General features: G+C 60.5%; 19 protein-coding genes and 1 pseudogene. 18 read left to right on the top strand and 2 right to left on the bottom strand.

Annotation, left to right across the window (positions count from 1 at the left end):
• Positions 1-58 precede the first annotated feature (58 nt).
• The 18 genes and pseudogenes from NKI38_RS10170 (at position 59) to NKI38_RS10085 (ending at position 19,097) form a co-directional block, all read left to right on the top strand.
• Positions 59-1,540: a benzaldehyde dehydrogenase gene (locus NKI38_RS10170; protein ID WP_352656972.1), complete on the top strand. Its 1,482-nt coding sequence runs from the start codon at positions 59-61 to the stop codon at positions 1,538-1,540.
• Positions 1,541-1,606: 66 nt separating this feature from the next.
• Positions 1,607-2,734, top strand: coding sequence for an NAD(P)-dependent alcohol dehydrogenase (locus NKI38_RS10165; protein WP_352656969.1), 1,128 nt, complete (start codon positions 1,607-1,609; stop codon positions 2,732-2,734).
• Between the two features lie 151 nt (positions 2,735-2,885).
• Complete coding sequence (gtdA, locus tag NKI38_RS10160) at positions 2,886-3,935, top strand: gentisate 1,2-dioxygenase (protein ID WP_352656968.1); 1,050 nt, start codon at positions 2,886-2,888, stop codon at positions 3,933-3,935.
• Between the two features lie 11 nt (positions 3,936-3,946).
• Positions 3,947-4,648, top strand: coding sequence for a fumarylacetoacetate hydrolase family protein (locus NKI38_RS10155; RefSeq protein WP_352656965.1), 702 nt, complete (start codon positions 3,947-3,949; stop codon positions 4,646-4,648).
• Entirely contained in the window at positions 4,645-5,295 is a 651-nt protein-coding gene (gene maiA, locus NKI38_RS10150) for a maleylacetoacetate isomerase (RefSeq protein WP_352656963.1), read from the top strand. Before NKI38_RS10155 ends, maiA begins: the two co-directional genes overlap by 4 nt.
• 18 nt (positions 5,296-5,313) lie before the next feature.
• The gene (locus tag NKI38_RS10145; RefSeq protein WP_352656960.1) at positions 5,314-5,802 is read left to right on the top strand and encodes a MarR family winged helix-turn-helix transcriptional regulator; all 489 of its coding nucleotides are present in this window, start codon (positions 5,314-5,316) and stop codon (positions 5,800-5,802) included.
• A 114-nt stretch (positions 5,803-5,916) separates the two neighbouring features.
• A complete protein-coding gene (locus NKI38_RS10140; RefSeq protein WP_352656957.1) occupies positions 5,917-6,867 on the top strand; it encodes an AraC family transcriptional regulator in 951 nt (316 codons plus the stop codon).
• Positions 6,868-7,199: 332 nt separating this feature from the next.
• Positions 7,200-8,255 carry a sugar ABC transporter substrate-binding protein gene (locus NKI38_RS10135; RefSeq protein ID WP_352656956.1) on the top strand — a complete coding sequence of 352 codons (1,056 nt, stop codon included), beginning with the start codon at positions 7,200-7,202 and terminating at the stop codon, positions 8,253-8,255.
• 77 nt (positions 8,256-8,332) lie between these two features.
• Positions 8,333-9,892 (top strand): sugar ABC transporter ATP-binding protein, encoded by a 1,560-nt coding sequence (locus tag NKI38_RS10130; RefSeq protein ID WP_352656954.1) that lies wholly within the window; start codon positions 8,333-8,335, stop codon positions 9,890-9,892.
• Positions 9,885-10,904 carry an ABC transporter permease gene (locus tag NKI38_RS10125; protein WP_352656951.1) on the top strand — a complete coding sequence of 340 codons (1,020 nt, stop codon included), beginning with the start codon at positions 9,885-9,887 and terminating at the stop codon, positions 10,902-10,904. Before NKI38_RS10130 ends, NKI38_RS10125 begins: the two co-directional genes overlap by 8 nt.
• 226 nt (positions 10,905-11,130) lie before the next feature.
• Positions 11,131-11,730 (top strand): NAD(P)H:quinone oxidoreductase, encoded by a 600-nt coding sequence (gene wrbA / locus NKI38_RS10120; RefSeq protein ID WP_352656949.1) that lies wholly within the window; start codon positions 11,131-11,133, stop codon positions 11,728-11,730.
• A 64-nt stretch (positions 11,731-11,794) separates the two neighbouring features.
• A complete protein-coding gene (locus tag NKI38_RS10115; protein WP_352656947.1) occupies positions 11,795-12,904 on the top strand; it encodes a Gfo/Idh/MocA family protein in 1,110 nt (369 codons plus the stop codon).
• Between the two features lie 250 nt (positions 12,905-13,154).
• Complete coding sequence (locus tag NKI38_RS10110) at positions 13,155-14,426, top strand: ABC transporter substrate-binding protein (protein ID WP_352657001.1); 1,272 nt, start codon at positions 13,155-13,157, stop codon at positions 14,424-14,426.
• Positions 14,427-14,437: 11 nt separating this feature from the next.
• The gene (locus tag NKI38_RS10105; RefSeq protein ID WP_352656945.1) at positions 14,438-15,178 is read left to right on the top strand and encodes an ABC transporter ATP-binding protein; all 741 of its coding nucleotides are present in this window, start codon (positions 14,438-14,440) and stop codon (positions 15,176-15,178) included.
• Positions 15,175-15,885, top strand: a complete 711-nt coding sequence (locus tag NKI38_RS10100; RefSeq protein ID WP_352656942.1) for an ABC transporter ATP-binding protein — start codon at positions 15,175-15,177, stop codon at positions 15,883-15,885. The genes NKI38_RS10105 and NKI38_RS10100 overlap by 4 nt, the downstream gene beginning before the upstream one ends.
• A gap of 1 nt (position 15,886) precedes the next feature.
• Entirely contained in the window at positions 15,887-16,756 is an 870-nt protein-coding gene (locus NKI38_RS10095) for a branched-chain amino acid ABC transporter permease (protein ID WP_352656939.1), read from the top strand.
• Entirely contained in the window at positions 16,753-17,796 is a 1,044-nt protein-coding gene (locus NKI38_RS10090; RefSeq protein ID WP_352656936.1) for a branched-chain amino acid ABC transporter permease, read from the top strand. The genes NKI38_RS10095 and NKI38_RS10090 overlap by 4 nt, the downstream gene beginning before the upstream one ends.
• Positions 17,797-18,460: 664 nt before the next feature.
• Positions 18,461-19,097: pseudogene (locus tag NKI38_RS10085) on the top strand (hypothetical protein).
• A 21-nt stretch (positions 19,098-19,118) separates the two neighbouring features.
• Here NKI38_RS10085 and NKI38_RS10080 read toward each other — a convergent pair.
• Both NKI38_RS10080 and ligD read right to left on the bottom strand, forming a co-directional pair.
• Positions 19,119-20,780: a DNA polymerase/3'-5' exonuclease PolX gene (locus NKI38_RS10080; RefSeq protein ID WP_352657000.1), complete on the bottom strand. Its 1,662-nt coding sequence runs from the start codon at positions 20,778-20,780 to the stop codon at positions 19,119-19,121.
• Between the two features lie 106 nt (positions 20,781-20,886).
• Positions 20,887-22,785 (bottom strand): DNA ligase D, encoded by a 1,899-nt coding sequence (ligD, locus tag NKI38_RS10075; protein WP_352656933.1) that lies wholly within the window; start codon positions 22,783-22,785, stop codon positions 20,887-20,889.
• Positions 22,786-22,868: the final 83 nt, after the last annotated feature.

Genomic DNA, 22,868 nt, shown 5'->3' with positions numbered 1-22,868 from the left:
GGCCGCCGATGAGGAGAATGCCCTTTCAGGCACGCGCAGACATCGAGTGGAGGAAGTCATGACCAGACAAGACGTGTCATTCGCAAGGGAGTTGGTGGACGACGAAATGGCCGGGTCGGTCTACGTCGGCCGCTTTCGAAAAGCCGGCGGCGGCACGGTGTCCGTTACCGACAAGGCGACCGGGGAAATGCTGTTCACGAGCGGCGTGGCGAGCTCTGAGGACGTAGTCGATGCCTGCCGAACAGCGAAGCAGGCCCAGGAGCAATGGGCGCAAAAGCCTCCGGTCGAGCGCGGCGACATTCTGCGTAAATTCGCCCAGCTGTGCGAGGTCCATGCCGACGAGATCGGTAAATGGATCATTCGCGAGACGGGTTCCATTCCGCCGAAGGCCCCGTTTGAAATCATGACTTCGGCCCGTGAGGCGATCGAAATCGCAGGCACGACCGGTCAGCCGGTCGGGCACATATTGGCGAGTGCGCTTGCGCGCAAGAGCTACGCGCGCCGCGTCCCGTTGGGGGTCGCCGCTGTCATCACGCCATGGAATTCTCCCTTCATCCTGGCTGCGCGCGCTATTCTTCCGGCTTTGGCCATGGGCAACGCCGTCGTGCTCAAGCCGGATCTACAGACGCCGGTTTGCGGCGGCTATCTGCTGGCCAAGCTCTTCGAACTGGCCGGCGTTCCAGAAGGCGTATTCAACGTAATCCCCGGCGGCGGCGACGTTGGAGCAGCGCTGGTCGACAACCCCGACGTGAATATGATCTCGTTCACAGGGTCGACCGCCACGGGGCGGAAGGTGGGCGAAGCTGCCGGCCGCGATTTGAAGAAGGTCGCGCTTGAACTAGGCGGCAACAACGCCGCCATCGTGTGCGATGACGCGGATATCGACGGCACGGTTTCCGCGACGGCGTTCGGGTCGTTTTTTCACCAGGGACAGATCTGCTTCACTGTCGGCCGCCACCTCGTCCATGAGGCGGTCTCCGAGGAATATGCAGCGAAACTGGCCGAAAAAGCCAGGAGCCTGCATGTGGGCAATCCGTTCACGCAACAGGTCCATCTTGGGCCGATCATCAATGAGAAACAGGCGGCCCGCGCCCAGAAGCTGCTTGATGACAGCGTTGCAGCTGGGGCCAATGTGCTGGCGGGCGGCAGCCGCGATGGCCTGAATTTCAGACCTACCGTGTTAACCGCCGTTACCACCCAAATGGGCATCTACGCGGATGAGATCTTCGGGCCCATAGCTCCCATCGTGACATTCAAGACCGAGGACGAGGCAGTGGCGCTGGCCAACGGCGTTCCGTTCGGCCTGGCGACGGCGATCTTCACGCGCAACCAGGCCAGGGCCATGCGCATCGCCGACAAGGTCAAGACGGGAATCGTGCACATCAACGACCAGACTGTCCTGCACGAGGTGTTCGGTCCCATCGGCGGCATGGGCTTCTCCGGAAATGGCGCCCGTTCTGGCGGCCCCTCGGTGATGGATGAGTACAGCCAATGGCAATGGATCACCGTCAACGAAGAGATTCCTGCCTATCCGTTCTAACCCTGGGCTTGCTGTCCGATACGTGCAGCAGCTCGCTTTTCCGAACCTGTCGACGAGGATGCGACAATGGACATCAAGGCTGCCGTCGTCCGGGAGAAGGGCGGGCCGTTCCTCATCGAGGACCTTCAGCTGGAAGCGCCTTCGGCAGGGGAGGTTCTGGTGAAGGTCATGGCGTGCGGCATCTGCCACACCGACCTGATCATCCGCGACCAATTCTATCCCACCCCACTGCCGATTGTCCTGGGGCACGAAGGAGCCGGCATCGTCGAAGCGGTTGGGGCGGGCGTCAAGACGGTCAGGCCCGGCGACCACGTCTTGATGTCGTTTGCCTATTGCGGAACTTGTTCCAGCTGTCTGGAGGGAGCGACCTCCTATTGCTGGCACCATATGGAGATGAATTTCTCCGGCAAACGGTATTCGGGGAGCGATTGGACGATCCCGGCACCGTTGTCGAAGAAGTGCGATCATGGCAGCCCGGAGCCGATCAACGGGGCGTTCTTCAACCAGTCCGCGCTGGCAACCCATGCGATCGCGACGGAAGAAAACGTCGTCGTGGTCGATAAGGACGCTGACCTCAAGACCCTTGCTCCCTTAGGCTGTGGCTTCCAGACGGGTGCCGGCGCGGTTCTCAATACGCTGCGGCCTGAAGTTGGATCCTCGCTGGTGATCACCGGAGCCGGCAATGTCGGCCTAGCCGCGGTCATGGCGGCCAAAATTATCAAATGCGATCCGATCATCGTCATCGACGTCGTGCCGGAGCGGCTCAGTCTCGCCGAGGAACTTGGCGCCACCCATGCTATCGATGCAACGCGTGAGGATGCCGTCGCGGCCGTGAGGCGGATTTGTCCGGATGGCGTCCGCTACGCAATCGAATCCACCGGCAATCCGAACGTGCTGCGATCCGCGTTTGAGCTTCTGCACGCGCGCGGGGTCTGCGGGTTGATCGGCGGCTCGAAGATCGGGACCGAGGTCAGCCTCGACATGACCCATCTGCTGTTCGGCCGAACGGTGCGCGGCATACTGCAGGGCGACAGCAAGCCGAAGAAATTTCTGCCGCAGCTCGTCAAGTTATATGAGGATGGGCTGTTTCCAATCGACCGCCTGGTCAGCCACTATCGGCTGGCCCAGATCGAGGACGCGGTAGCCGACATGAAATCCGGGCGCACGATCAAACCCGTGCTGCTTATGGAATAGCTCAGGAATCGGCCATCCCCGAATTCAGGTTCTCGAGAAGAGATCACAGCGTGATGCGGCTCCCGCCGCAGGTCGAAGGTACAGAAGACGATTTGACAGATAGTCAGTATTGTGATCATATTACTGACTGTCAGGCGATGGAGGAAACGACATGTCACTGACGGGAAAGCATGCAGAGACGCCGGAGCGCAGAGCGTTCTACGACAAGATCGACAGCAGGAGCCTGACGCCGCTCTGGACTGTGCTTTCCAGCATCATCACCCCCGAGCCGAAGAGCGGCTGCGTGCCGCACTGCTGGAACTTCGCGGAAGCGAAATCCTACCTTCTTGAATCCGGCGGACTGATCACTGCAAAAGAGGCAGAGCGCCGTGTTCTCATTCTGGAGAATCCGGGCCTGCGTGGCCAGAGCCGGATTACGACGTCCCTTTATGCCGGGCTGCAGCTTGTACTGCCCGGCGAAGTGGCGCCGGCGCACAAGCATAGCCAGTCTGCGCTCCGCTTCGTGCTCGACGGCAAGGGCGCACACACTTCAGTAGACGGCGAACGCACCGAGATGTCCCTTGGCGATTTCGTGCTTACCCCACCGGGGGCCTGGCACGACCATGGCAACAAAACCGCCGAGCCAATGATCTGGCTGGACGGGCTCGATGTTCCAATGGTCTCGTTGTTCGACGCGTCCTTCGCCGAAGAGCATCCGAAGGACGAGCAACCGATCCACCGCGCAACCGGCGACGCGCTGGCCCGCTACGGCGCCAACATGCTGCCTGTCGATTTCGCAACCCGCAGGAAGACCTCGCCCATCTTCAACTATCCCTACGAGCGGTCACGCGGGGCCCTGGAGCAGATGCGAAAGCAGGAGGAGTGGGATCCGTGCCACGGCCTCAAGCTGCGCTACGTCAATCCGGTTGACGGCGGGTTCGCCATGCCGACGATCGCGGCCTTCCTGCAGCTTCTGCCGAAGGCGTTTTCGACCAGCGCCTACCGCGCGACGGATGCTACCGTTTTCGTGGTTGTGGAAGGATCGGGCAGTTCGACGATCGATGGACAGGTGTTCGAATGGGGGCCGAAAGATATTTTCGTGGCGCCGAGTTGGAAATGGATTTCGCACGCGCCGCTCACCGATGCGGTGATTTTTTCCTATTCAGATCGTGCCGCCCAGGAAAAGCTTGGCCTGTGGCGGGAGGATCGGGGCAATCACTGAGGAGTTCGGACATGACTTTCGTATTCGAAGCTCCGACCCAGGCGAGTGTGGCAGTCCGCGGGGAGCAAGCCAGATTCCCGGTCCGGCGAATATTCTGCGTTGGGCGAAACTATGCCGAACATGCGCGTGAGATGGGGCGCGACCCTGATCGCGAGCCGCCCTTCTTCTTCACCAAGCCGGCCGACGCTGTCGTCGACGACGGCGAGGTGGTCGAATACCCGCCCCTGACCGGCAACTTCCACTATGAGGCGGAACTTGTCGTGGCTGTCGGCAAACATGGCTTCGAGGTCCAACTGGCCGACGCGCTCGACTATGTCTACGGGTACGCCGTCGGCAATGACCTGACGCGCCGCGATCTGCAACTCGAGGCGCGGGCGCAGGGCCGGCCTTGGGACTGGGGCAAGGCCTTCGATCGTTCGGCGGTATGCGGCCCAATCCAGCAGGCCAAGGACGTCGGGCACATCCATCGCGGTGCGATCCGGCTGAGCGTCGACGGGGTGACGAAGCAGAACGCGGATATTGCCGACCTGATCTGGTCGGTGCCCGAAATCATTTCCTTTCTGTCGCAGTCGGTGGTGATCGAGCCGGGCGACCTGATCTATACGGGCACGCCCGCGGGCGTCGGCCCATTGGTCGCGGGGGATACCTGCGTCGTTGAGATAGAGGGGTTGGGCACAGTTTCAACGACGATCAATGAGCGGGCCAGGCGGTGAGCGGGCTGGTTCTGCATAATTATTTTCGGAGTTCGGCCTCCATTCGCCTGCGTGCCGCGCTGAACCTGAAAGGGCTCGACTACAGCTACGCAGCCCACCATCTGAGAAAGGGAGAGAACCGTTCGCAAGCCTATCTCGTGATCAATCCTCAGGGCCTTGTGCCTGCGCTGGAACTCGATGACGGCAATGTGCTGACCCAATCGCTCGCCATTGCCGAGTATCTCGACGAGATTCACCCGGCCCCGCCCTTGCTGCCGAAGGCGCCGCTCGACAGGGCGCGCGTTCGGGCGCTCGCCTATGCGATCGCCTGTGAAATCCACCCGGTGAATAATTTGCGGGTGCTCAACTACCTGCGGACCGTGATTGGGGTCGACGACCCGAAGATCTCGGCCTGGTATCGACATTGGGTTGGCGAGACGTTTCCGCCTCTGGAAACGATGCTTGCCGGTGATACGCGGACTGGCCGCTTCTGTCACGGCGACGAGCCTGGGCTGGCCGACCTTTGCCTTTTTGCCCAGGTCGTCAACAACCGGCGGTTCGATTTCGACATGAAGCCGTTCGCAACGATCAGGCGCATCTACGAGAGTTGTCTGACTATGCCGGCGTTTGCCAACGCGATGCCAGAAGCACAGATCGATGCCGAATGAACAAAGAGCAATACCCCGATGAACGACATCAACGAACAGATACAAGAGGACCACGCAGATTTCCGTATGATGCCTGGATATCTGCTTCGGAGGTGTCATCAAATCGGCGTGGCGATCTTCCTTGACGAGTGCAAGGAACTGGAACTCACGCCGTTGCAATTCGGTTCGCTCGCGGCCCTGGACCGTTTCGGGCCGATGGACCAGGTCAGCCTTGGCGGCGTCATGGCCTTGGACAGGACCACGATCCTAGTCGTGCTGAGCAAGCTCGACCGGTGTGGGCTGATCGAGCGCCGGCCTTCCGACACCGACAAACGGTCGAGAATTGCTTCGATAACGGAGGCTGGGAGCAGGCTGTTGTCGAAGGCGCGCCCATTGGCGCAGGACGCTCAGGAGCGCATCCTTGCGCCACTGACGGCGCGCGAGCGTTCTCGGCTGGTTGACCTTCTTGCCAAGGTCGCGGACGGAAACAACGACGAAAGTCGCGCGCCATACCGGCGCCCCAGATAGCGGCATTGGTGCAAACCCGGTTGGGCAGCCGACTTGACGCGGATAGCATTCACGAAAGGCGCATAGGGCAGACAAGGAAAAAGAAGAAAAGCGCGCGTTGGAGGACGCCAAGCCATGATACGCAATATAGAATCGGGTAGTCAGAGCTACGAAGAGTTGAGGGCGTGGGGCGATTGCGTCAGCCGCACCCTTATCAACCTCGACTTCTCCGCAGCGAGTTCGAGGTTTTCGGGATCTTACCACTACATGATCGCCAAGGATTGCGTCGCGTCGCGGCTGTTCGGAACGGCGCACCGGACCTCGCGGCCGCAACGCAAGCTGCGGGAAGTCGAGAACGATTTCGTGCTGCTGATCTATCTCAAGACCGGAAAGGCGACGGTCTCCCATAGGCGGCAAGCCGGGTTGGTTCCCGAGGGATCCTTCATTGCCTTCGACAGCTCGAAACCGCACGAACTGGCGATGAACGAGCCGTTCGATCACCTCGTTCTTCGCATGCCGAGGGCGCGGTTTATTTCGCTGCATCCCGCAGTTTCCTCGATGCTGGATCGGCCCGTTGAAGGGCGAGCAACAGAAATACAAGCAGCGGCCGGCATACTGGACATGATCGTCTCATTGGGCGGCGCGATGCCCAGCACCGTCTCGGTGATGGCTGAGACGGTCGTGAAACTGTTGGGCGACTGCGTCGTCAAAGAAGGCGAAGGCGAGGTAGGGCGGGCGGTCCGGCATGATCTGCTTGCTGGCCGCATCGTGAAGTGCCTTGAAGACAATTTCACCGATCCCGACTACTCGTCGACCGACCTTGCCGAGGCCATGGGCATTTCGCGACGCTATGTGGATAGCATCTTCGCCGGGATGAACAGCACGTTCGGCAAGACGCTTCTGGAAAAGCGCCTGGAACGCTGTGACCTGTTGCTGAGAGATCCCCAGTTCCGCGGCCGGTCGGTGACGGACATAGCCTTCGAAAGCGGCTTCAACGATCTGTCCCATTTCTCGAAGCGGTTCCGGGAACGTTTCGGCATCGCGCCGCGGCAAGCCCGGAAGTCCGCGCAGCCGGCGCTAAATTGACCGCAACCCAAGGCACGAAACAAATTGCACGGTGCGGTTGCCAGCGAGCTACTGACCCTGACTAGAGCCGGACCGCGTGCTCGTCTTATCGGCTGGAGGCAGTAGGTCCCATCTCTGACAGCGCTACCTCGCGCAGTCCGCGATAAATGCCGGACAGTCAGCAGCCAAACGACCCCTTCCGACACATACAACTCTCATTGCTCTCCTGAACGAGCGACAGCCTCCTTGCTGCGATACCCTGGCAATGCTCTCGGCGGTCTACGCCATATCGACCTTCAAGGTGAGACGGTCCGAGTGCAAAGGGCAATTTGAAGTTGCTTTGGGAGGATGGAATGAAGACGCTCAAAACACTGCGCCGGTCGACAATGGCGTCGGCGATATCATTTGTTGCCGCATCGGCGGCGTTCGCGAACAGCTCTGTCCCAATCGACGTAGGCGACGGAACCACAATCAATCTGCCGAGCGACCGGCCCCTCAAGGTTGCCTTCTTCATCGAAGGAACCAACAACTCCGCAATGCAGGCGACGCTCGATGGAGCCGTTAAGACAGCCGCGCAATTTGGCTGGAAAATGGATGTATTCGACGCCAAATGGGATGCAATCGTCCAGACCAACCAAATGCAGAATGCGTTGAGCCGTGGCTACGATGCATGGTTTCTTCGCGCCGCGGAGGGCAGTACGGTTTGCGACATTGCCACCGAACAGGCAGTCTCCAACAACATCCTCGTGGTGACTGGAACGCTTCCGATCTGCGGCCGCTCGGTTAACGAGGGCGACGAGCAGTGGGCACCCGGCACGCTGTCCTATGTGGGCGGGACACAAAGCGGTGACGCCTGGGTCGAGCTGCTCGAGAACATGGCGAAAGAAAACCCTGGCCCGCAGAAACTCGGAATTGTTACCGGCCCCGAACTCAACCCGATCACCCGCAACTTCGAGATCGGCCTCGGACGCTTCCTCAAGAAGCACCCGGAGATCCAGGTCGTCGCCAAGGCAAGAACTGACTACTCGACGCCCGTTGCCTACGAGAAGTCAATTCCGATGATCCAGGCCAATCCGGACATCTCGCTCTACTTCAGTTCGTACGGCAACCTGACCAAGGGCCTTGTCACCGCCCTCAAGGAGCTGGATCGGCTGAAGTCGGTCAAGGTCTATGAAGGCGGCGCGACGACATGGTCGAAACAAGCCATCCTTGACGGCGAACTTCAGTCGTCATCGATGCTGACGGTTCGCACGAACTCGGTGAAGGCACTTGAAGCATTGCGTGATGCCCAGCAGGGCAAGCCAGTTCCTCGCTTCATCGCCAACGACGGCCTGCCCATCACGAAAGGCAAACTGCTGCAAATTCTGGACACCAGCAACATCAGCCAATTCGAACCCGAAGCTCAGTAGCAGCATCACTTTGCGGCCTGGTTGGTGCCCTCCCAGCCATTCCGGGCCGCTTTTCTCTGGGTTCCAGGGGATTTGACATGATGACGGTCTTCGAAAAAAGCGAAGATGGCGGGCCTGCTCGCTCGCAGGAAATCGCAATCGGTTTTCGCGGCGTTTCGAAGCACTATGGTTCGACGACCGCGTTGTCAGACTTGAGCTTTGATGTCCGGGCGGCCACGATCCACGCTTTGGTGGGCCAGAATGGGGCAGGCAAGTCAACCGCCCTGGGCGTGCTGGCCGGCCGCAGCCCGCCCAGTGGTGGTCGCGTCGAAATCTTCGGCGAGGCGGCAAAACTGTCTGATCCTCGCAGAGCGCACGAAGCGGGCATCGTCGCAATCTATCAAGAGCTCACGATCATTCCGCATTTGTCGGCGGTGGAGAATGTTTTCCTTGGCCAGATCCTGTCGTATGGCGGCTTCACTTCACCAGCGCGCATGAAGACTCGCTTTCGGGAGCTGTGCGGTCTCTTCGGCGTATCGATTGCCGCAGATACCAGGGCGCGATACCTCTCGGTAGCCGAACAGCAGATTTTGGAAATCATGCGGGGCGTCCAGTCGGACGCCCGGATCCTGCTCTTTGACGAACCTACGGCATCGCTCGCGCCGGCCGAGCGAAGAGCCCTCTTTCGCCTGATGCGCGATCTTCGCGCGGCAGGGCACACGATGGTGTTCGTCTCGCACAATTTGGACGAAGTGTTCGAAATTGCGGACGACATAACCGTATTCCGTAACGGCCGGATGGTTGCTTCGAAGCCTGTGGCGGGATGGTCAAAGGGAACCCTCGTCGCCGAAATGCTCGGCGAAAGCATGACCGACATTTACCGCCGGCGAGAAGCTTCGGTGCCGTTCGGAGGTGACACCCTGAAGGCACGGAACGTTTCGGTGCCGGGTGCGATAAGGGACGTCGACATTTCAGTGCGAAAGGGAGAGATCGTCGGTGTCGCTGGGCTTGCAGGTGCAGGCCGCACGACGCTTCTTCGTGCGTTGGCGGGCGCCGAACCCAAGGCGACCGGGTCGCTCTGGATCGATGGGGCGCAGCATACCTGGCCCAGACAACCGAAAGAGGCGCGGCGGCTTGGCATCGCCCTGGTGCCGGAAGAGCGCAAGACAGACGGGCTCGTCCTTGGCATGAGCTCATCCGAGAACATCGCTCTGCCGCGCCTGAAAGGCTGCAGCACACTGGGCTTGCTTTCCGATGCGACGCTAAAGGAGGCCACCAAAGCGGCAGCTGTCACCTTCCGTCTCGATCCGGAGCGTCTTTCCGAGCCTGTCCGGAATTTGTCGGGCGGTAATCAGCAGAAGGCGCTGTTGGCCCGATGGAAGTACTCGCCGCCGACCGTTCTCCTTGTCGACGAACCGACGCGCGGCATCGACATCGGCGCCAAAGCCGAAATTCTCGACGCGCTTCGACTTTTCTCCGATCTCGGCACAGGCGTCATCGTCGTCTCGTCGGAGCTTGAGGAAATCGTATCGATCGCCGATCGTGTCATCGTCATGGCCGAGGGGCGGAAAGTGAAAGAACTCGTCGCTGATCGCAACGAACTTTCTCTCAGCAGTATCCTCGGCGTGGCTTTCGGCGTGGAGGACCATCATGTCTAGCTCACAGTCGAAAGCTCTCGACGATAACCTCGCCGCTCCTGCGCCGACGATCGAAAGCCAGACCGGCAATGTTCGACGCGAAACCCGACTGTCGCGGGCCAGCCGGCACGGTCTGCTGGCTTCGCTGTTTGTGCTGGTCGCCGTTTCCGAGTATTTGTATCCGGGTTTCCTCATGCCCCAGAACATCAGGAACATCCTCGGTCAAAGCGCGCCGACCGGGATTGTTGCCGTGGGCATGACATTCGTCATGATCACCGGGGGCTTCGATCTGTCAGTCGGATCGATTTACGCCGCGGGCGCCACGATCTATGCGAGCCTTGCCGTTGCAGGATGGCCGCTTCCGGAGGCTGCGGTGGCGACGATCGCTATCGGATTCCTGGCAGGTCTCACCAATGGCCTTATCGTGACCAAGCTGAACGTCAACGCGTTTGTCGCGACGCTGGGCACGATGTCGGCGTTCAGCGGACTTGCCTTGATCTACTCGAACTCGTCACCGTTCATCGCCCCCGATCCTGCTTTTGCCGAGCTTGGACGGGGACATATGCTTTCCATCCCGATCTCAATCTGGATCCTGTTGGCGTTCCTGGTCGCAGGTCAACTGGTGCTGTCCCGAACGGTCTACGGGCGCCAACTCTATGCGATCGGCGGTAACGACGAAGCGTCCCGTCTTGCAGGTCTTCGGACGGAGGCGCTGCGGACGTCAGCCTATGCTCTGTCGGGTGCGTGTGCCGCTATAGCCGGAATGCTCATAGCCTCCAGGCTTGGCATGGGACAGGCCGATATCGGGGCGGCAATGGCGCTTGATGCCATCGCCGTCGTGGTCATCGGGGGCACGTCTTTACTGGGCGGCGAAGGTTCGATCTGGCGTACCGCGATCGGTCTGCTGATCGTCGCGGTTCTGACCAACCTGCTCGACTCGCTCGCGATTAGCTCGCACTACCAGCTTGTCATCAAAGGCACCATTGTCATTGGCGCTGTCGCCGTGGATTCGCTTATTCGCTCCCGACGCTGATCGGTATTCCTATCACCTCGTCCGGGCGCGGTCTGACCGGACGATAAGTCCAGCTCTTCCGTCCGGAAACAAAGACAGTGCCTTCCTGGCAAAGTCGCTGGCCCAGACATGGCTAAGCTTGCCTCCAACCGTCCGCAGGCAAGCGGTACCACGTGGCCATTGTCACCGTGCCATCAGGGCGCGGGCAGGCGGGGGAGCTACCAAATTTCAGGAGCGGAGCAAGGCGATGGCGAAGATACTGGTGCTCTACTACTCGAGCTGGGGCCATATGGAGCAGATGGCGAAGGCTGCGGCCGAAGGCGCAAGCGAGTCAGGCGCCCAGGTGACCGTCAAACGGGTGCAGGAACTGGTTCCGCAGGAGGTGGCCAAGGCCGCCTACTACAAGCTCGACCAGGAGGCGCTGATCGCCGATCCGCTCGAGCTCGAAAATTATGACGGCTTCGTCTTCGGCATTTCGACGCGCTTCGGCCTGATGGCCGCGCAGCTCAAGAACTTCCTCGACCAGACCGGACCGTTATGGATGAAGGGGGCGCTGGTCAACAAGGTGGCGACTGTCATGTCGTCGACGTCGACCCAGCACGGCGGTGCCGAGCTGGCGATCCTGACGGCGCAGGCCACGTTGCAGCATCACGGCCTGATCATCGTGCCGCTCTCCTATGCCTACCAAGGCCAGATGGGCAATGACGTGGTGCGCGGCGGCTCGCCCTACGGCATGACCACGACTTCGAGCTCGGACGGGTCGCGCCAGCCGTCCGACCAGGAGCTCGATGGCGCCAGGTTTCAAGGCAAGCGGCTGGCGGAAATCGCCATCAAACTGCACGGCTGAGCCGCAATGACGTTCCAGAACGGACTCATGTGTCGGCATCTCAAGAAATCTGGTGAATATCTGCATGAGTAAGATGGGAGCCAGCAGAATTCGCGTAGGTATCATCGGTGCCAATCCGGACCGCGGATGGGCGGCCGAGGCGCACATCCCCGCCTTGAAGTCGCTCTCGAATGACTTCGAGATCACGGCATTGTCCACCAGCCGGCGTGAATCCGCCGATGCGGCCAGTAGGCTTTTTGAGGTGCCTGTCGCGTTCGATAATCACCAGGATCTCGTAAACAGAGCGGACGTGGACGTCGTCGCCATCACCGTGAAGGTACCCTTTCATCTCGAACTGGCGACCGCAGCGCTCGAGGCGGGCAAGGCCGTGTATTGCGAATGGCCGCTCGGCAACGGCTTGAACGAGGCGGAGAGCCTTGCCGCGCTGGCCAAGAAGAAGGGTGTCCTTGCCGTGGTGGGGTTGCAGGCCCGCTCTGCGCCGTCTGTGGCTTACGTGCGTGACCTGATCAAGCAAGGCTATGTTGGTGAGGTGCTCTCCACTTCATTGATCGGTTCGGGAATGGGCTGGGGACCGACGGTGGAGCCGTTCAACGCCTACCTCAACAACAAGAAAAACGGCGCGACTATGCTCTCGATACCACTCGGCCACACGGCGGACGCGCTATGCTACTGTCTCGGTGAGGTCCGAGAGCTGTCGGCCACGATGACCGCGCGCCGAAAGTCCTTCACGATCGTCGGCACGGATGAAGGCAAGCCCATGAACACGGATGATCAGGTGTGCGTCACCGGACTGCTCGCTGGCGGGGCGGCGCTCTCGATCCACTATCGTGGCGGGCTTTCGCGCGGCACGAACCTGCTCTGGGAGATCAACGGCACCGAGGGCGATCTGCAGCTCACTGCAGTCGGTGGCCATGCCCAGATGTTCGAGATGACCGTCTGCGGCGGCAAGGGCGCCCAGACCGGGCTCGAAGTCCTGCCGCTGCCAGACGAGTATCGGTGGTCGCCGCCACAAGGTATTTCCACGAACGTCGCCCAGGCATATGCGCGCTTCGCCGACGACTATCGCGAAGGAACGGATTTATGCCCAACGTTCGGCGATGCGGTCACGCGCCATCGCATGCTGAGCGCGATCGAGGCGGCCGCGGCAACCGGTCAGCGTCAGACGCTTGGGTGAAGTAGCCGTGCGGTCGGCTCGTTTCTCGCCAGTGAAACCGTCCCGATTGATCTCGGGCCGGGCCTCGCACCGGGGTCGAGCGCGGGTTCCGCGTCAGATGCCGTGGCCTGGCTGACTGACCCGACACTTCAGCACTTCCGTCCGGAAACAAAGACAGTGCTTTCCCGGCAAAGTCTCTGGCTTAGACATGGCTAAGCTCCCCTTCACCGTAGTGGGAGGAAAAAAGATGTTGAAATCGTTCAGTCACACCATGCCGACTCGGCGCGACGTCCTCAAGGTTTCAGCCGCAGGTGCCTTGTCATTTGCAGCGTTTCCCATGCCCGCAATTGCACAGTCGCGAACCATCAAACTCGGCTATGTCAGTCCAAGATCAGGCCCGCTGGCACTTTTTGGTCAGGCTGACGAATTCGTGCTCGGCACCGTCAAATCCGCACTCGACAAAGGCCTGCAGATTGGCGGCAAAGTCTTTCCGGTGGAAATTGTCTCCAAGGACACGCAATCCAACTCCAATCGCGCCGCGGAGGTCACGAGTGAACTGATCTTGAGCGACAAGGTCGATCTTGTGCTGGTGTCGTCGGCGCCAGAAACGGTCAACCCTGTCTCCGACCAGTGCGAGTTGAACGGCACGCCCTGCATTTCAACCGTCGCACCGTGGCAGGCCTGGATGTTCAACCGGGGGAGCAATCCCAAAACGGGGTTCGAGAGCACGTTCCATTTCTTCTGGGGTCTGGAAGACATCATGTCGGTGTTCGCGAATATGTGGGACACGGTAACGACGAACCGGAAAGTCGGCGGGTTGTTTCCGAATGACGAAGATGGTCGCGCATGGAGCGACGACAAGAACGGAATTCCTGCTTTGCTGGGTCCGCGAAACTACGGCGTCGTGCCCTCTGGCTTTTATCGCAATCTCGGCGACGACTTTTCCGCCGTGATCGCGAAGTTCAAGGACGGTGGCTGCGAAATCGTGTCCGGTGCGCCATTGCCTCCCGATTTCACCACCTTCTGGACGCAAGCGCGCCAACAGGGCTTCCGCCCGAAGGCCGCCTCCATTGCCAAAGCGATCCTGTTCCCGGCCGCTGTCGAAGCCCTCGGCGATGCCGGACACAACCTCTCGAGTGAAATCTGGTGGTCACCGTTCCATCCCTTCCGTTCGTCGCTCTCGGGCCTCAGTGCCGGGGAGTATGCGGCTGCTTATAGCCTGGCGACCGGCAAACAGTGGACCCAACCGATCGGCTTTGCCCACGCGCTGTTCGAAGTTGCGGCGGACGTCTTGAAACGGGCAGGCGAGCCTGGTGACGCGGGTGCGATCATCGCCGCGATATCAGATACCTCTCTGGACACGATTGTGGGAAAGGTCGACTGGAAGACCTCGGCCATCAAGAACGTCGCCAAGACGCCGCTTGTCGGTGGTCAATGGCGCCGTACCCCGAACGGCCCGCACGCCTACGACCTTGTCATCACGTCGAACCAGACGGCTCCGGAAATTCCGGCCGGGGCCGATTTCGAGGAACTTACCTACTAGGTCGTCGGCTCATGTTGCACATGGAAATCAAAGGGCTGCGCAAGTCGTTTGGTGCGGTGCGCGTCGCGGACGGAATTGACCTTGGTGTCGGGCGCGGAGAAGCCATTGGGATCATTGGACCCAATGGCGCGGGCAAGACCACCTTTTTCAATCTGATCGCGGGAGACCTGCACGGCGAAGCCGGTACCGTCGTCTTCAAGGGAGACGATGTGACGAGCTGGGGGGCGCGGCGGCGGGCGCGCGCCGGCATGGCGCGCACGTACCAAATTCCGCAGCCATTCAATGGCATGACGGTCTACGAGAACGTGCTGGTCGGTGCGGTCTTTGCCGGCGGCCGCTCTCAAAGCCAGTCCCGCCAATACTGCGAGGAGATCCTCCATCAGACACACTTGTCGGAACTTGCGAACAATGCGGCAAGCTCGCTCACGCTCCTGAACCGCAAAAGACTTGAGTTGGCGCGAGCGCTGGGTTCGTCGCCCGAACTCCTTCTGCTCGACGAGATCGCGGGCGGTCTGACCGACGCCGAATGTTCCGATCTGGTGAAGACGATCCTCGACATCAATGCCCGCGGCGTGACGGTCATCTGGATCGAGCACGTGGTTCATGCGCTGCTGGAGGTCGTAGGCCGTCTGGTCGTACTCAACGCCGGTTCGGTTCTGAGGGACGGCGAACCCCATCAGGTGATGCGGTCGCCCGATGTCCGCGAAATCTACCTCGGCGTCGAACCCGAACCCGACGGAGCCGCATCATGACGCTGTTGCACGTCGAAGACCTGAACGCTTTTTATGGCGACTTTCAAGCGCTTTTCGGCGTTGGGCTTGCCGTAGGCGAAGGAGAGTGCATCGCCGTCATCGGATCAAACGGAGCGGGCAAATCGACTTTCCTCAGGTCGGTGGCCGGGCTGCACCGCGCGCGGTCAGCGAAACGACTGAGCTTCGCTGGCAAGGAGATCGGCACGATGGCGGCGAGTGAAGTCGCCGCGTTCGGCATGACGCTCGTACCGGAAGGACGGCGGCTTTTCTCTTCCCTTACGGTCGAGGAAAACCTGACGATCGGCCGATCGGCTGGCCGCTCTGGATACTGGAATCTTGCGCGGGTCTACGAGCTGTTCCCGGCCCTGCCGGAACTGGCGCGGCGGCCGGTGACGAGGCTTTCGGGAGGGCAGCAGCAGATGGTCGCGGTGGGCCGTGCGTTGATGACGAACCCAACACTCCTTCTTTGCGATGAGATTTCGCTTGGCCTGGCGCCCGTCGTCGTCAAGGGAATGTACGAAAACTTCAGGCGGGTGCGCGGCCAAGGCACGGCGCTGGTCGTTGTCGAACAGGACATCGGCCAGGCCCTTTCGGTCGCTGACCGCATCTACTGCCTGCGCCGGGGCGCCATCGCGCTGAGCGGACGGCCCGCCGAATTCACGCGAGATCAGATCGCCGCTGCGTACTTCGGCGTGGCGGAGGCATGACATGAGCAATCCAGCCGACGTTATCGTTCAAGGAATCCTCCTCGGAGGCCTCTATGCCCTGTTCGCCACCGGCCTTTCTCTGGTGTTCGGGGTGATGAGGCTGGTGAACCTGGCGCATGGCGATTTTATAGTTGTCGCAGCCTTCGCGGCGTTCTGCGTCGTTTCTGCCGTCCCGATCCATCCTTTCGTGGCGATCGCCGCCGTCGTGCCGTTGATGGCCGGCCTCGGCTATCTTATTCAGCTCGGTCTGTTCAACCGGCTGCTTGGAAACGATCCGCTGCGCCCGCTGCTGGTGACGTTCGGAGTCTCGGTCGTTGTGCAGAACGTGCTGATGATGATCTTCTCGGCCGATACGCGCCGCCTTTCCGCCGGCTCGATCGAAACACAGAGCATCAACGTCGGCGCAGTTTCGGTCGGCGTGTATCCAGTTGTCGTGTTGTCGACAGCGTTGGCTGTGACGATGGCACTGCAGTGGATATTCTATTCGACTGCCCTTGGGCAAAGGCTTCGTGCGACATCCGACGATCCCGAGATCGTCGGCCTGGTCGGGATCAATCACCTGCGCGTCTTCGCCATTGCCAGCGCCATCGCATTCGCGGTGATCGGCGTCGCGGGCGTCCTGATGGCCGTTCGCGGCAACTTCGATCCGTTTATGGGTCCCGCCCGCCTCCTCGTCGCCTTCGAAGCCGTCATCATCGGCGGTCTCGGCAATTTCTGGGGAACCCTCGCCGGGGGCCTCGTGATCGGGCTTGCCCAGTCGATCGGGGCGGCCGTCGATCCAGCCTACCAAACGATAGCCGGTCATATCGTCTTTTTCGTCGTCTTGTTGCTTAGGCCGAACGGCCTCTTTCCGAAGGTAGCACACCAATGAACGAGACCAGCGGAGCGCTGCAAGCAAGCGGCTCGCAGATCGACGCCCATCCCGCCGGCAATTCCGAATTGCAGATCACCGTGCGCACGACGTTGGGAATCGTTTGCGTATGCATGCTCTTCACGTCCGCGCCCTGGATACTCGATTTGGCGGCCTTGCGCTTCAGCACCGATTTCCTCGTTTACCTGTCCCTCGCGGCAACATGGAACCTGCTCGCCGGCTACGGGGGGCTGATATCCGTCGGGCAACAGGCATATGTCGGTATCGGCGGATATGCCTTCTTCGCCTCACTTGTGTTCTTCGGTCTGCCACTGCCCGCCTCGATCCTCGTCGGCATGGCTTCGTCCGCCGCCGCTGCGCTTGTGTTTGCGCCATTGCTGCTTCGCCTGAAGGGACCACATTTTGCCATCGGAACATGGGTGATGGCCGAACTGTGCCTGCTCGCGGTCGCCAATATGCCCTATCTCGGAGGCGGTTCCGGAATGAGCCTTCCGGCGAGCGTCGCGAGACAGATCGCGGCAGACCGTGCCGGTCGTGAGGCGGTCATCTTCTTCTGCGCGCTTCTGCTGGCCTCCTCGTCGATCGTCGGCTCGTATCTGCTTCTCCGATCCAAGTGGGGTTTGGCGCTGACCGCGATGCGGGATTCCGAACGGGCCGCGGAGAGCCTCGGCGTCGACACGAGACGAATCAAGGTCGCCGTTTTCGTCGGCTGCGCCGCCATGGCCGGGGCGGTCGGCTGCGTCGTGTTCCTGAGCAAGCTGCGGATGACCCCTGATTCCGCATTCAGCCTGATCGACTGGACGGCCTATGTCGTGTTCATCGTCATCATCGGGGGAATCGGACGCATCGAAGGGCCGATTGTGGGAACCATCGTCTTTTTTGCCTTGCGGGGATTCCTCGCCGATCTCGGACCCCTTTATCTTATTGTCCTGGGCCTCGTTGCCATCCTCGTCATGTTGAAGGCCCCGCAAGGCCTTTGGGGGCTCGTGGCCGAGCGGTACAAAATCGCGGTGTTCCCGGTCGGGCGACGGGCACGGTAGGCGGTCGACTACATTCGCGGAGCCTGGCGGCGAGTTTCCAGAAATCTGCGCCAGCCAAGGCGCGACCGCAGAAGAACTTGCCGAGTCGGGGTGGTCGAGCGCGAGGAACATGCAGCCCTCGTAGCAGTTCACTCTCAACCGGCGATGTCCAGGAGCCGCAACCGCAAGAGGGCGTTGAAGCGGCTGAGGGCCACCTCGCGCTCCCAATATGAAGGACATATGGTTTTAGACCGCACCTCACGCGCGGCGGCAATCACTCACTTCGAACATGAGGACACTCATACGTATCAACGCTCCAAAGGGCATGCGCCGACGTACGGCACTCGGGACGGGCAGCACTGGTTCGGATGTCTTTTTTTGGAAGGCTATGGCGTAGACGTAGTTCTCTATTCGCCGGCCCGCCGGGCGAGATTCGAACCGAAACTGTGTGTCCAAATCTCACTTAAGTCCGGTTTATTGGCCACCCACTCTAAAAGCGGACGGTCTCTTTACGGCCCCAAAAGCCGCCAGGCGGAAACGCACTGTGAGATGAACTCTGCCGCTTCCTGTTGGCCGAAATTGCAAGCGGGCCCGCTAACAATGGTTCAGACCCGGCGGATTAAACTCATGTTGGCTTCGCGATCGGCTCATCGCTGCCGACAATCGGTGACCTATGTAAAGGGGCATGTCCAAGCTCCGAAAAATCAATGCAACAGAGAAGCTGATTGGAGAGTGGCCGTTAACCCCGGCTGCAACGCTTGGATCGTCCGTCAGAGCGAAGGGTATTTTTCTCGAAATACGCGCCAGCCTTCCAGCGGAATTCAGGAAACTGCTCCACATCGAGTCCCGCGTGCTTACCCTGCGCCTGTCTGAGGGCGCCGAGACTGATGTGCAGGTGGCATTCGAGATCGTAGCCAAAGCAATGCAGAAGATCGAAGGCCTGCCCGTAATTCCCCGTGAAATCGAGGACATTCTGACGATCTCGACGGCCGAACGGCACCGCTGGCTGAAAGATGGTCGTTTGCAGAGCGCCGGGACCAAAACGGTGAAACTCCGCGGGCGGGCAAGGAACATCACCTTTCACGTGTTCGAGCCGCAGCACGTGGAGGATGTGCTTGACCGCGACCTGGTTACGGTCTGGCGCGAGCAGGACGCAGCGACAGCTGCAGAGAATAGGCGGCGAGCCGCGGGGAAGGCGGCTATGAAGCGCGCCCAAAGAAACGATCGTGGAACTGCTGTTTCAGCTGGCTATGGCCCCGATGAGAACGCACTCCAGTTTGCGCGGCTGGGAAGATTTTGAGAAGGACGGACTCCTGCGCTGATAGGCCGGGCGCACAAGCAGTTTAAGACGTTTGCCTGCGCCGTGCGAGATGCGCAAGGAGGGCCACCAAACGCATCGCGTTCAGGACCCGCTTCGCAGGGACACCGCCCTTGCGCGCCATCTCGACACCCCAATGCATGTGGTCGAGCTCGCGGATCGAATGAGCGTCCGGATTGATGCTGAAGATGCAGCCCTGATCGAGTGCCTTTTGATGCCAGCGCCAGTCGAGGTCGAGTCGCCACGGATGTGCGTTGATTTCGACAGCGACACCATGTTTCGCACACGCTTTGAGGACTTTGTCGACGTCGAGATCATAACCGGGCCGGCGCAACAGCTGGCGGCCGGTCATGTGCCCGATGATTGTCGTCCGAGGATTTCCGACCGCCTCGATGATACGCTCCGTCTGTTCCTTCTTGGGCAACTTGAAGCGGCTGTGCACGCTCGCGACGACGAAATCGAACGTCTCCAAGATATCATTTGGGTAATCGAGCGAGCCATCCGCCAGGATGTCCGCCTCGATGCCCTTCAAAATGCGAAATTTTCCATTGTATGCCTTGTTCAGCCGGTCAGCTTCGCGGTGCTGTTCGGCAATCTCCTGCAACGAAAGGCCGCCTGCGTAGTGAGCGGACTGCGAATGATCGGCGACACCATAGTATTCGAATCCGCGCTTCCGAGTGGCTTCAGCCATTGCCTCAAGCGTTTCGGTGCCATCGGATGCGGTCGTGTGAGAATGCAGGATGCCATGCAGATCTTCATCCCGAACGAGAACGGGTAGCTTCCGCTTTGCGGCTCGCTCAATCTCGTTCCTGCCTTCGCGCAATTCCGGCTCGATAAACTGCAAGTCCAGAGCTTGGTAGATTTCTTCTTCTGTCGCTGACGCGATCAGTTTTCTCCCGCGATGAAGCCCGTCGGCGTTTAGGGTGATCCCCTTATTGGCCGCGAACGTCTTCAGTTGCTCGAGATGGTCTGCCGAACCGGTTGCTTCGAGCAGGCTCGCCCCAAAGTGCTTCCTGTCAGTAACAACAAGCCTGAGGGTCGTATCCTCGGTTCCAGTCGACTTTCTGCCCTGCGCTACCAGGGCGAAGTCGGAAACGAGCTCGCAACCGCGCCGGAAGTCACCTGCAATTTCGACGCGCGAAAACTCGGGATGCTCTTGCTTCACCGATATGACCGCATGTTCGAGAAGCGCGGCGGCCTTGTGCAGGTGAAGTTGTGTTTCGCCGCTTCGCACGATGGCCAAGTTCTGCAGGACTTTTGCCTGAAGCGCGGCGCCGAGGCCTTTCACTGGGCGTATGCGGTCTTCTCTTGCTGCGGCCTCGAGCTCCGCCAGCGAGTTCACGCCGAGCGCCTGATGAAGCTTCAGTATCTTATCAGGACGAAGCCCAGGTATGGCAAACAGCTCCAGCACGCCCGCTGGAACATCCTCGCGCAGCTTCTCAAGACTTGGGTGCGTGCCGGTTTGGTAGAGCTTGGTCACGATGTCTGCGATCGCGTCACCGATCCCCGGGATCTTAGTGAGGGCGCCGGCGGCGATGATGCGATCAAGCGGCTGCGACAGCGCCGTCAGACTGTCTGCCGCGCGCATGTAAGCTTTTGTGCGATACGGATTGTCGTCGCGCATGGACGATCGTTGCGCGTATTCCCTCAAAAGACTGGCGGCGGTCCTCGGATCGATTTTTGCCATGGCTTCAGCCAAACGACGCCGATCTCCGCAGGTTCCAATCAGGCAAGGCCATGAGCGCCGCGTTGCCCTTTGAATCCCGGCTTTGCTGGCTCTTCTGCGTCGCGCGCTACAGATTGGGCAAGGATTGGTCAGCGCGACCCCATCCCGCCAGAGCTTTGGAGGCTGCGCGCTTCTTTAATTCAGGAGCATCGCCCACGTGGAAATGAGAGGGCGCATCTATTGTCTTCATCTCCGCCCACGTGATCGGTGCGGCGACAGGAGCACCCGGACGTGATCTTGCGCTGTAGGGCATGATCGCAGTCGCCCCGCGCTGATTGCGTAGATAGTCCACAAAGATGCGACCCTTGCGGCGCGCCTTTGACAACACGGCCGTGAAATGGGCCGGATCGCTCTGGGCGACCGCTTGCGCCAGGCGAAACGCGAAGTCCTTCACCTCCGGCCACTCGGCGCCAGGGGTGAGCGGCGCGATGACGTGCACTCCTTTGCCCCCCGTCAGCATCGGGAAAGTCGTAAGCCCCAGCGATTTAAGGATAGAGCGGAACTGAAAGGCAGCCGCGCGGACAGCCTCAAAATCCAGGCCTTCATCTGGGTCGAGGTCGAATACGAGGCGGTCGGCCTTTTCGACATCCTCGATCCGAGCCCCCCATCCATGCAGCTCAATCGTTCCCATCTGGACGCAAGTCATCAATCCGTCGGCATCGTCGACATAGAGATATGGTTCCTCGTGCCCGTCCTTCTCCGTGATGCCGACGTGGTGAACTTTGTCGCCAAAGCTTCCGGCGTCGTGTTTTTGGAAGAAGCACTTCTTCGCGCGGCCCTGTGGGCATCGAACCAGGCTGATCGGCCGACTGCCAACCCAAGGAAGCATGATCGCCGCGACCGCTGCGTAATGGTCGGCGAGCTGTCCCTTGGTGATGTTGGACTCCGGATAGATGACGCGGTCACGGTTGCTTATCGCGATGGCGGTCGTCGCAGATGCCGCGAGGTCGCTTGCATGACGTTCCGTCTCGAGCACGACCGCCTCCGGCTTCTTGTCTTCGCGGAGACCAAGATAGCTCGGATGTCGCAACGTCCCTTCATTTGTCATTTCGGTGAACGCAATCTCAGCGACCAGTTTCGGACGGAGCCAGTGTGCGCCGCGCACTTCGGCGCGTGGTGCGTCGACGGTTGCGGCCTTCTGCTCAAGCGGCGCCATGATCTTCAAGAGACGAAGAAGTTCAGCGGTATCGAAGCCGGTGCCGACTTTCCCGGCGTAACGCAGCTTGCCGCCGTCATGAACGCCAAGGATCAAGGACCGAAACGCGCGGACCTTGTCGGACGGCGTCCAGCCGACAATCACAAACTCCTGCCGCCTGATGCATTTGATCTTCAGCCAGCTTGCGCCGCGGGCCGCCACATAACTCGAATCCGCGAGCTTTGAGATGACGCCCTCAAGGCCGGCTGCGCAGAAGCGATCGAGCAGCTCTTCTCCGCGACCGAGGATATGGTCGGAGTAACGAAGGACCGGATTTTTCGCGGGCAAGATCGCCTCCAGCTTCGCCTTGCGCTCAAGAAGAGAAAGCCTTGTCAGATCGTCCCCGTCGAGCTGCAGCAGATCGAACGCATAAAAGTCGATAGTCGTCGGGGCAGCCTTCAATGCCTTCTGAAGCGCCTGGAAGTTAGATCTTCCTTCCGCATCGACAACCACAGCCTCCCCGTCAATCAGGGCGGAGCGCACCTTGAGCTTGCAAGCCTCAGAGAGGATCGAGGGAAAGCGGCTAGACCAATCCAGACCAGATCGTGTGTAGGCTCGCGCTTCGCCGCCGCCGACGGCAACGAGAATACGATAGCCGTCGTATTTCATCTCATGGATCCAACGATCGCCGGCAGGGACCCTGTCCACGAGCGTTGCGAGCTGGAGCGGCCGGAAAGCAGGCGGCGCTAAAGTGACCTCGTCGCGAGCGGGCGACTTCGCTCGACTAGCGCTCGACCCATTGATTGCCTTGCGCGACGTTGGCTTGACCACCCTGACCTAAACCATACTCAGAGACGAATAGCGTTTCGCGTCCAACGCGCGACTACTTCTTTAGTTTCGTTGCCGGCCGTATT

It is taken from the genome of Mesorhizobium sp. M0621 (assembly GCF_040320745.1).
Classification (GTDB): domain Bacteria; phylum Pseudomonadota; class Alphaproteobacteria; order Rhizobiales; family Rhizobiaceae; genus Mesorhizobium.
The sequence above is the reverse complement of the archived record's forward strand: the minus strand, read 5'-3'. Positions and strand labels throughout refer to the sequence as shown.

What these genes read in the sequence shown, in the direction of transcription:
- NKI38_RS10100 (WP_352656942.1), top strand. Translation starts at nt 15,175, where the DNA reads ATGACGCTGTTGCACGTCGAAGACCTGAACGCTTTTTATGGCGACTTT.
- NKI38_RS10155 (WP_352656965.1), top strand. Translation starts at nt 3,947, where the DNA reads ATGACTTTCGTATTCGAAGCTCCGACCCAGGCGAGTGTGGCAGTCCGC.
- NKI38_RS10135 (WP_352656956.1), top strand. Translation starts at nt 7,200, where the DNA reads ATGAAGACGCTCAAAACACTGCGCCGGTCGACAATGGCGTCGGCGATA.
- gtdA (WP_352656968.1), top strand. Translation starts at nt 2,886, where the DNA reads ATGTCACTGACGGGAAAGCATGCAGAGACGCCGGAGCGCAGAGCGTTC.
- NKI38_RS10125 (WP_352656951.1), top strand. Translation starts at nt 9,885, where the DNA reads ATGTCTAGCTCACAGTCGAAAGCTCTCGACGATAACCTCGCCGCTCCT.
- NKI38_RS10110 (WP_352657001.1), top strand. Translation starts at nt 13,155, where the DNA reads ATGCCGACTCGGCGCGACGTCCTCAAGGTTTCAGCCGCAGGTGCCTTG.
- NKI38_RS10165 (WP_352656969.1), top strand. Translation starts at nt 1,607, where the DNA reads ATGGACATCAAGGCTGCCGTCGTCCGGGAGAAGGGCGGGCCGTTCCTC.
- wrbA (WP_352656949.1), top strand. Translation starts at nt 11,131, where the DNA reads ATGGCGAAGATACTGGTGCTCTACTACTCGAGCTGGGGCCATATGGAG.
- NKI38_RS10170 (WP_352656972.1), top strand. Translation starts at nt 59, where the DNA reads ATGACCAGACAAGACGTGTCATTCGCAAGGGAGTTGGTGGACGACGAA.
- NKI38_RS10095 (WP_352656939.1), top strand. Translation starts at nt 15,887, where the DNA reads ATGAGCAATCCAGCCGACGTTATCGTTCAAGGAATCCTCCTCGGAGGC.
- NKI38_RS10140 (WP_352656957.1), top strand. Translation starts at nt 5,917, where the DNA reads ATGATACGCAATATAGAATCGGGTAGTCAGAGCTACGAAGAGTTGAGG.
- NKI38_RS10145 (WP_352656960.1), top strand. Translation starts at nt 5,314, where the DNA reads ATGAACGACATCAACGAACAGATACAAGAGGACCACGCAGATTTCCGT.
- NKI38_RS10105 (WP_352656945.1), top strand. Translation starts at nt 14,438, where the DNA reads ATGTTGCACATGGAAATCAAAGGGCTGCGCAAGTCGTTTGGTGCGGTG.
- NKI38_RS10090 (WP_352656936.1), top strand. Translation starts at nt 16,753, where the DNA reads ATGAACGAGACCAGCGGAGCGCTGCAAGCAAGCGGCTCGCAGATCGAC.
- NKI38_RS10080 (WP_352657000.1), bottom strand. Translation starts at nt 20,780, where the DNA reads ATGGCAAAAATCGATCCGAGGACCGCCGCCAGTCTTTTGAGGGAATAC.
- NKI38_RS10115 (WP_352656947.1), top strand. Translation starts at nt 11,795, where the DNA reads ATGAGTAAGATGGGAGCCAGCAGAATTCGCGTAGGTATCATCGGTGCC.
- NKI38_RS10130 (WP_352656954.1), top strand. Translation starts at nt 8,333, where the DNA reads ATGATGACGGTCTTCGAAAAAAGCGAAGATGGCGGGCCTGCTCGCTCG.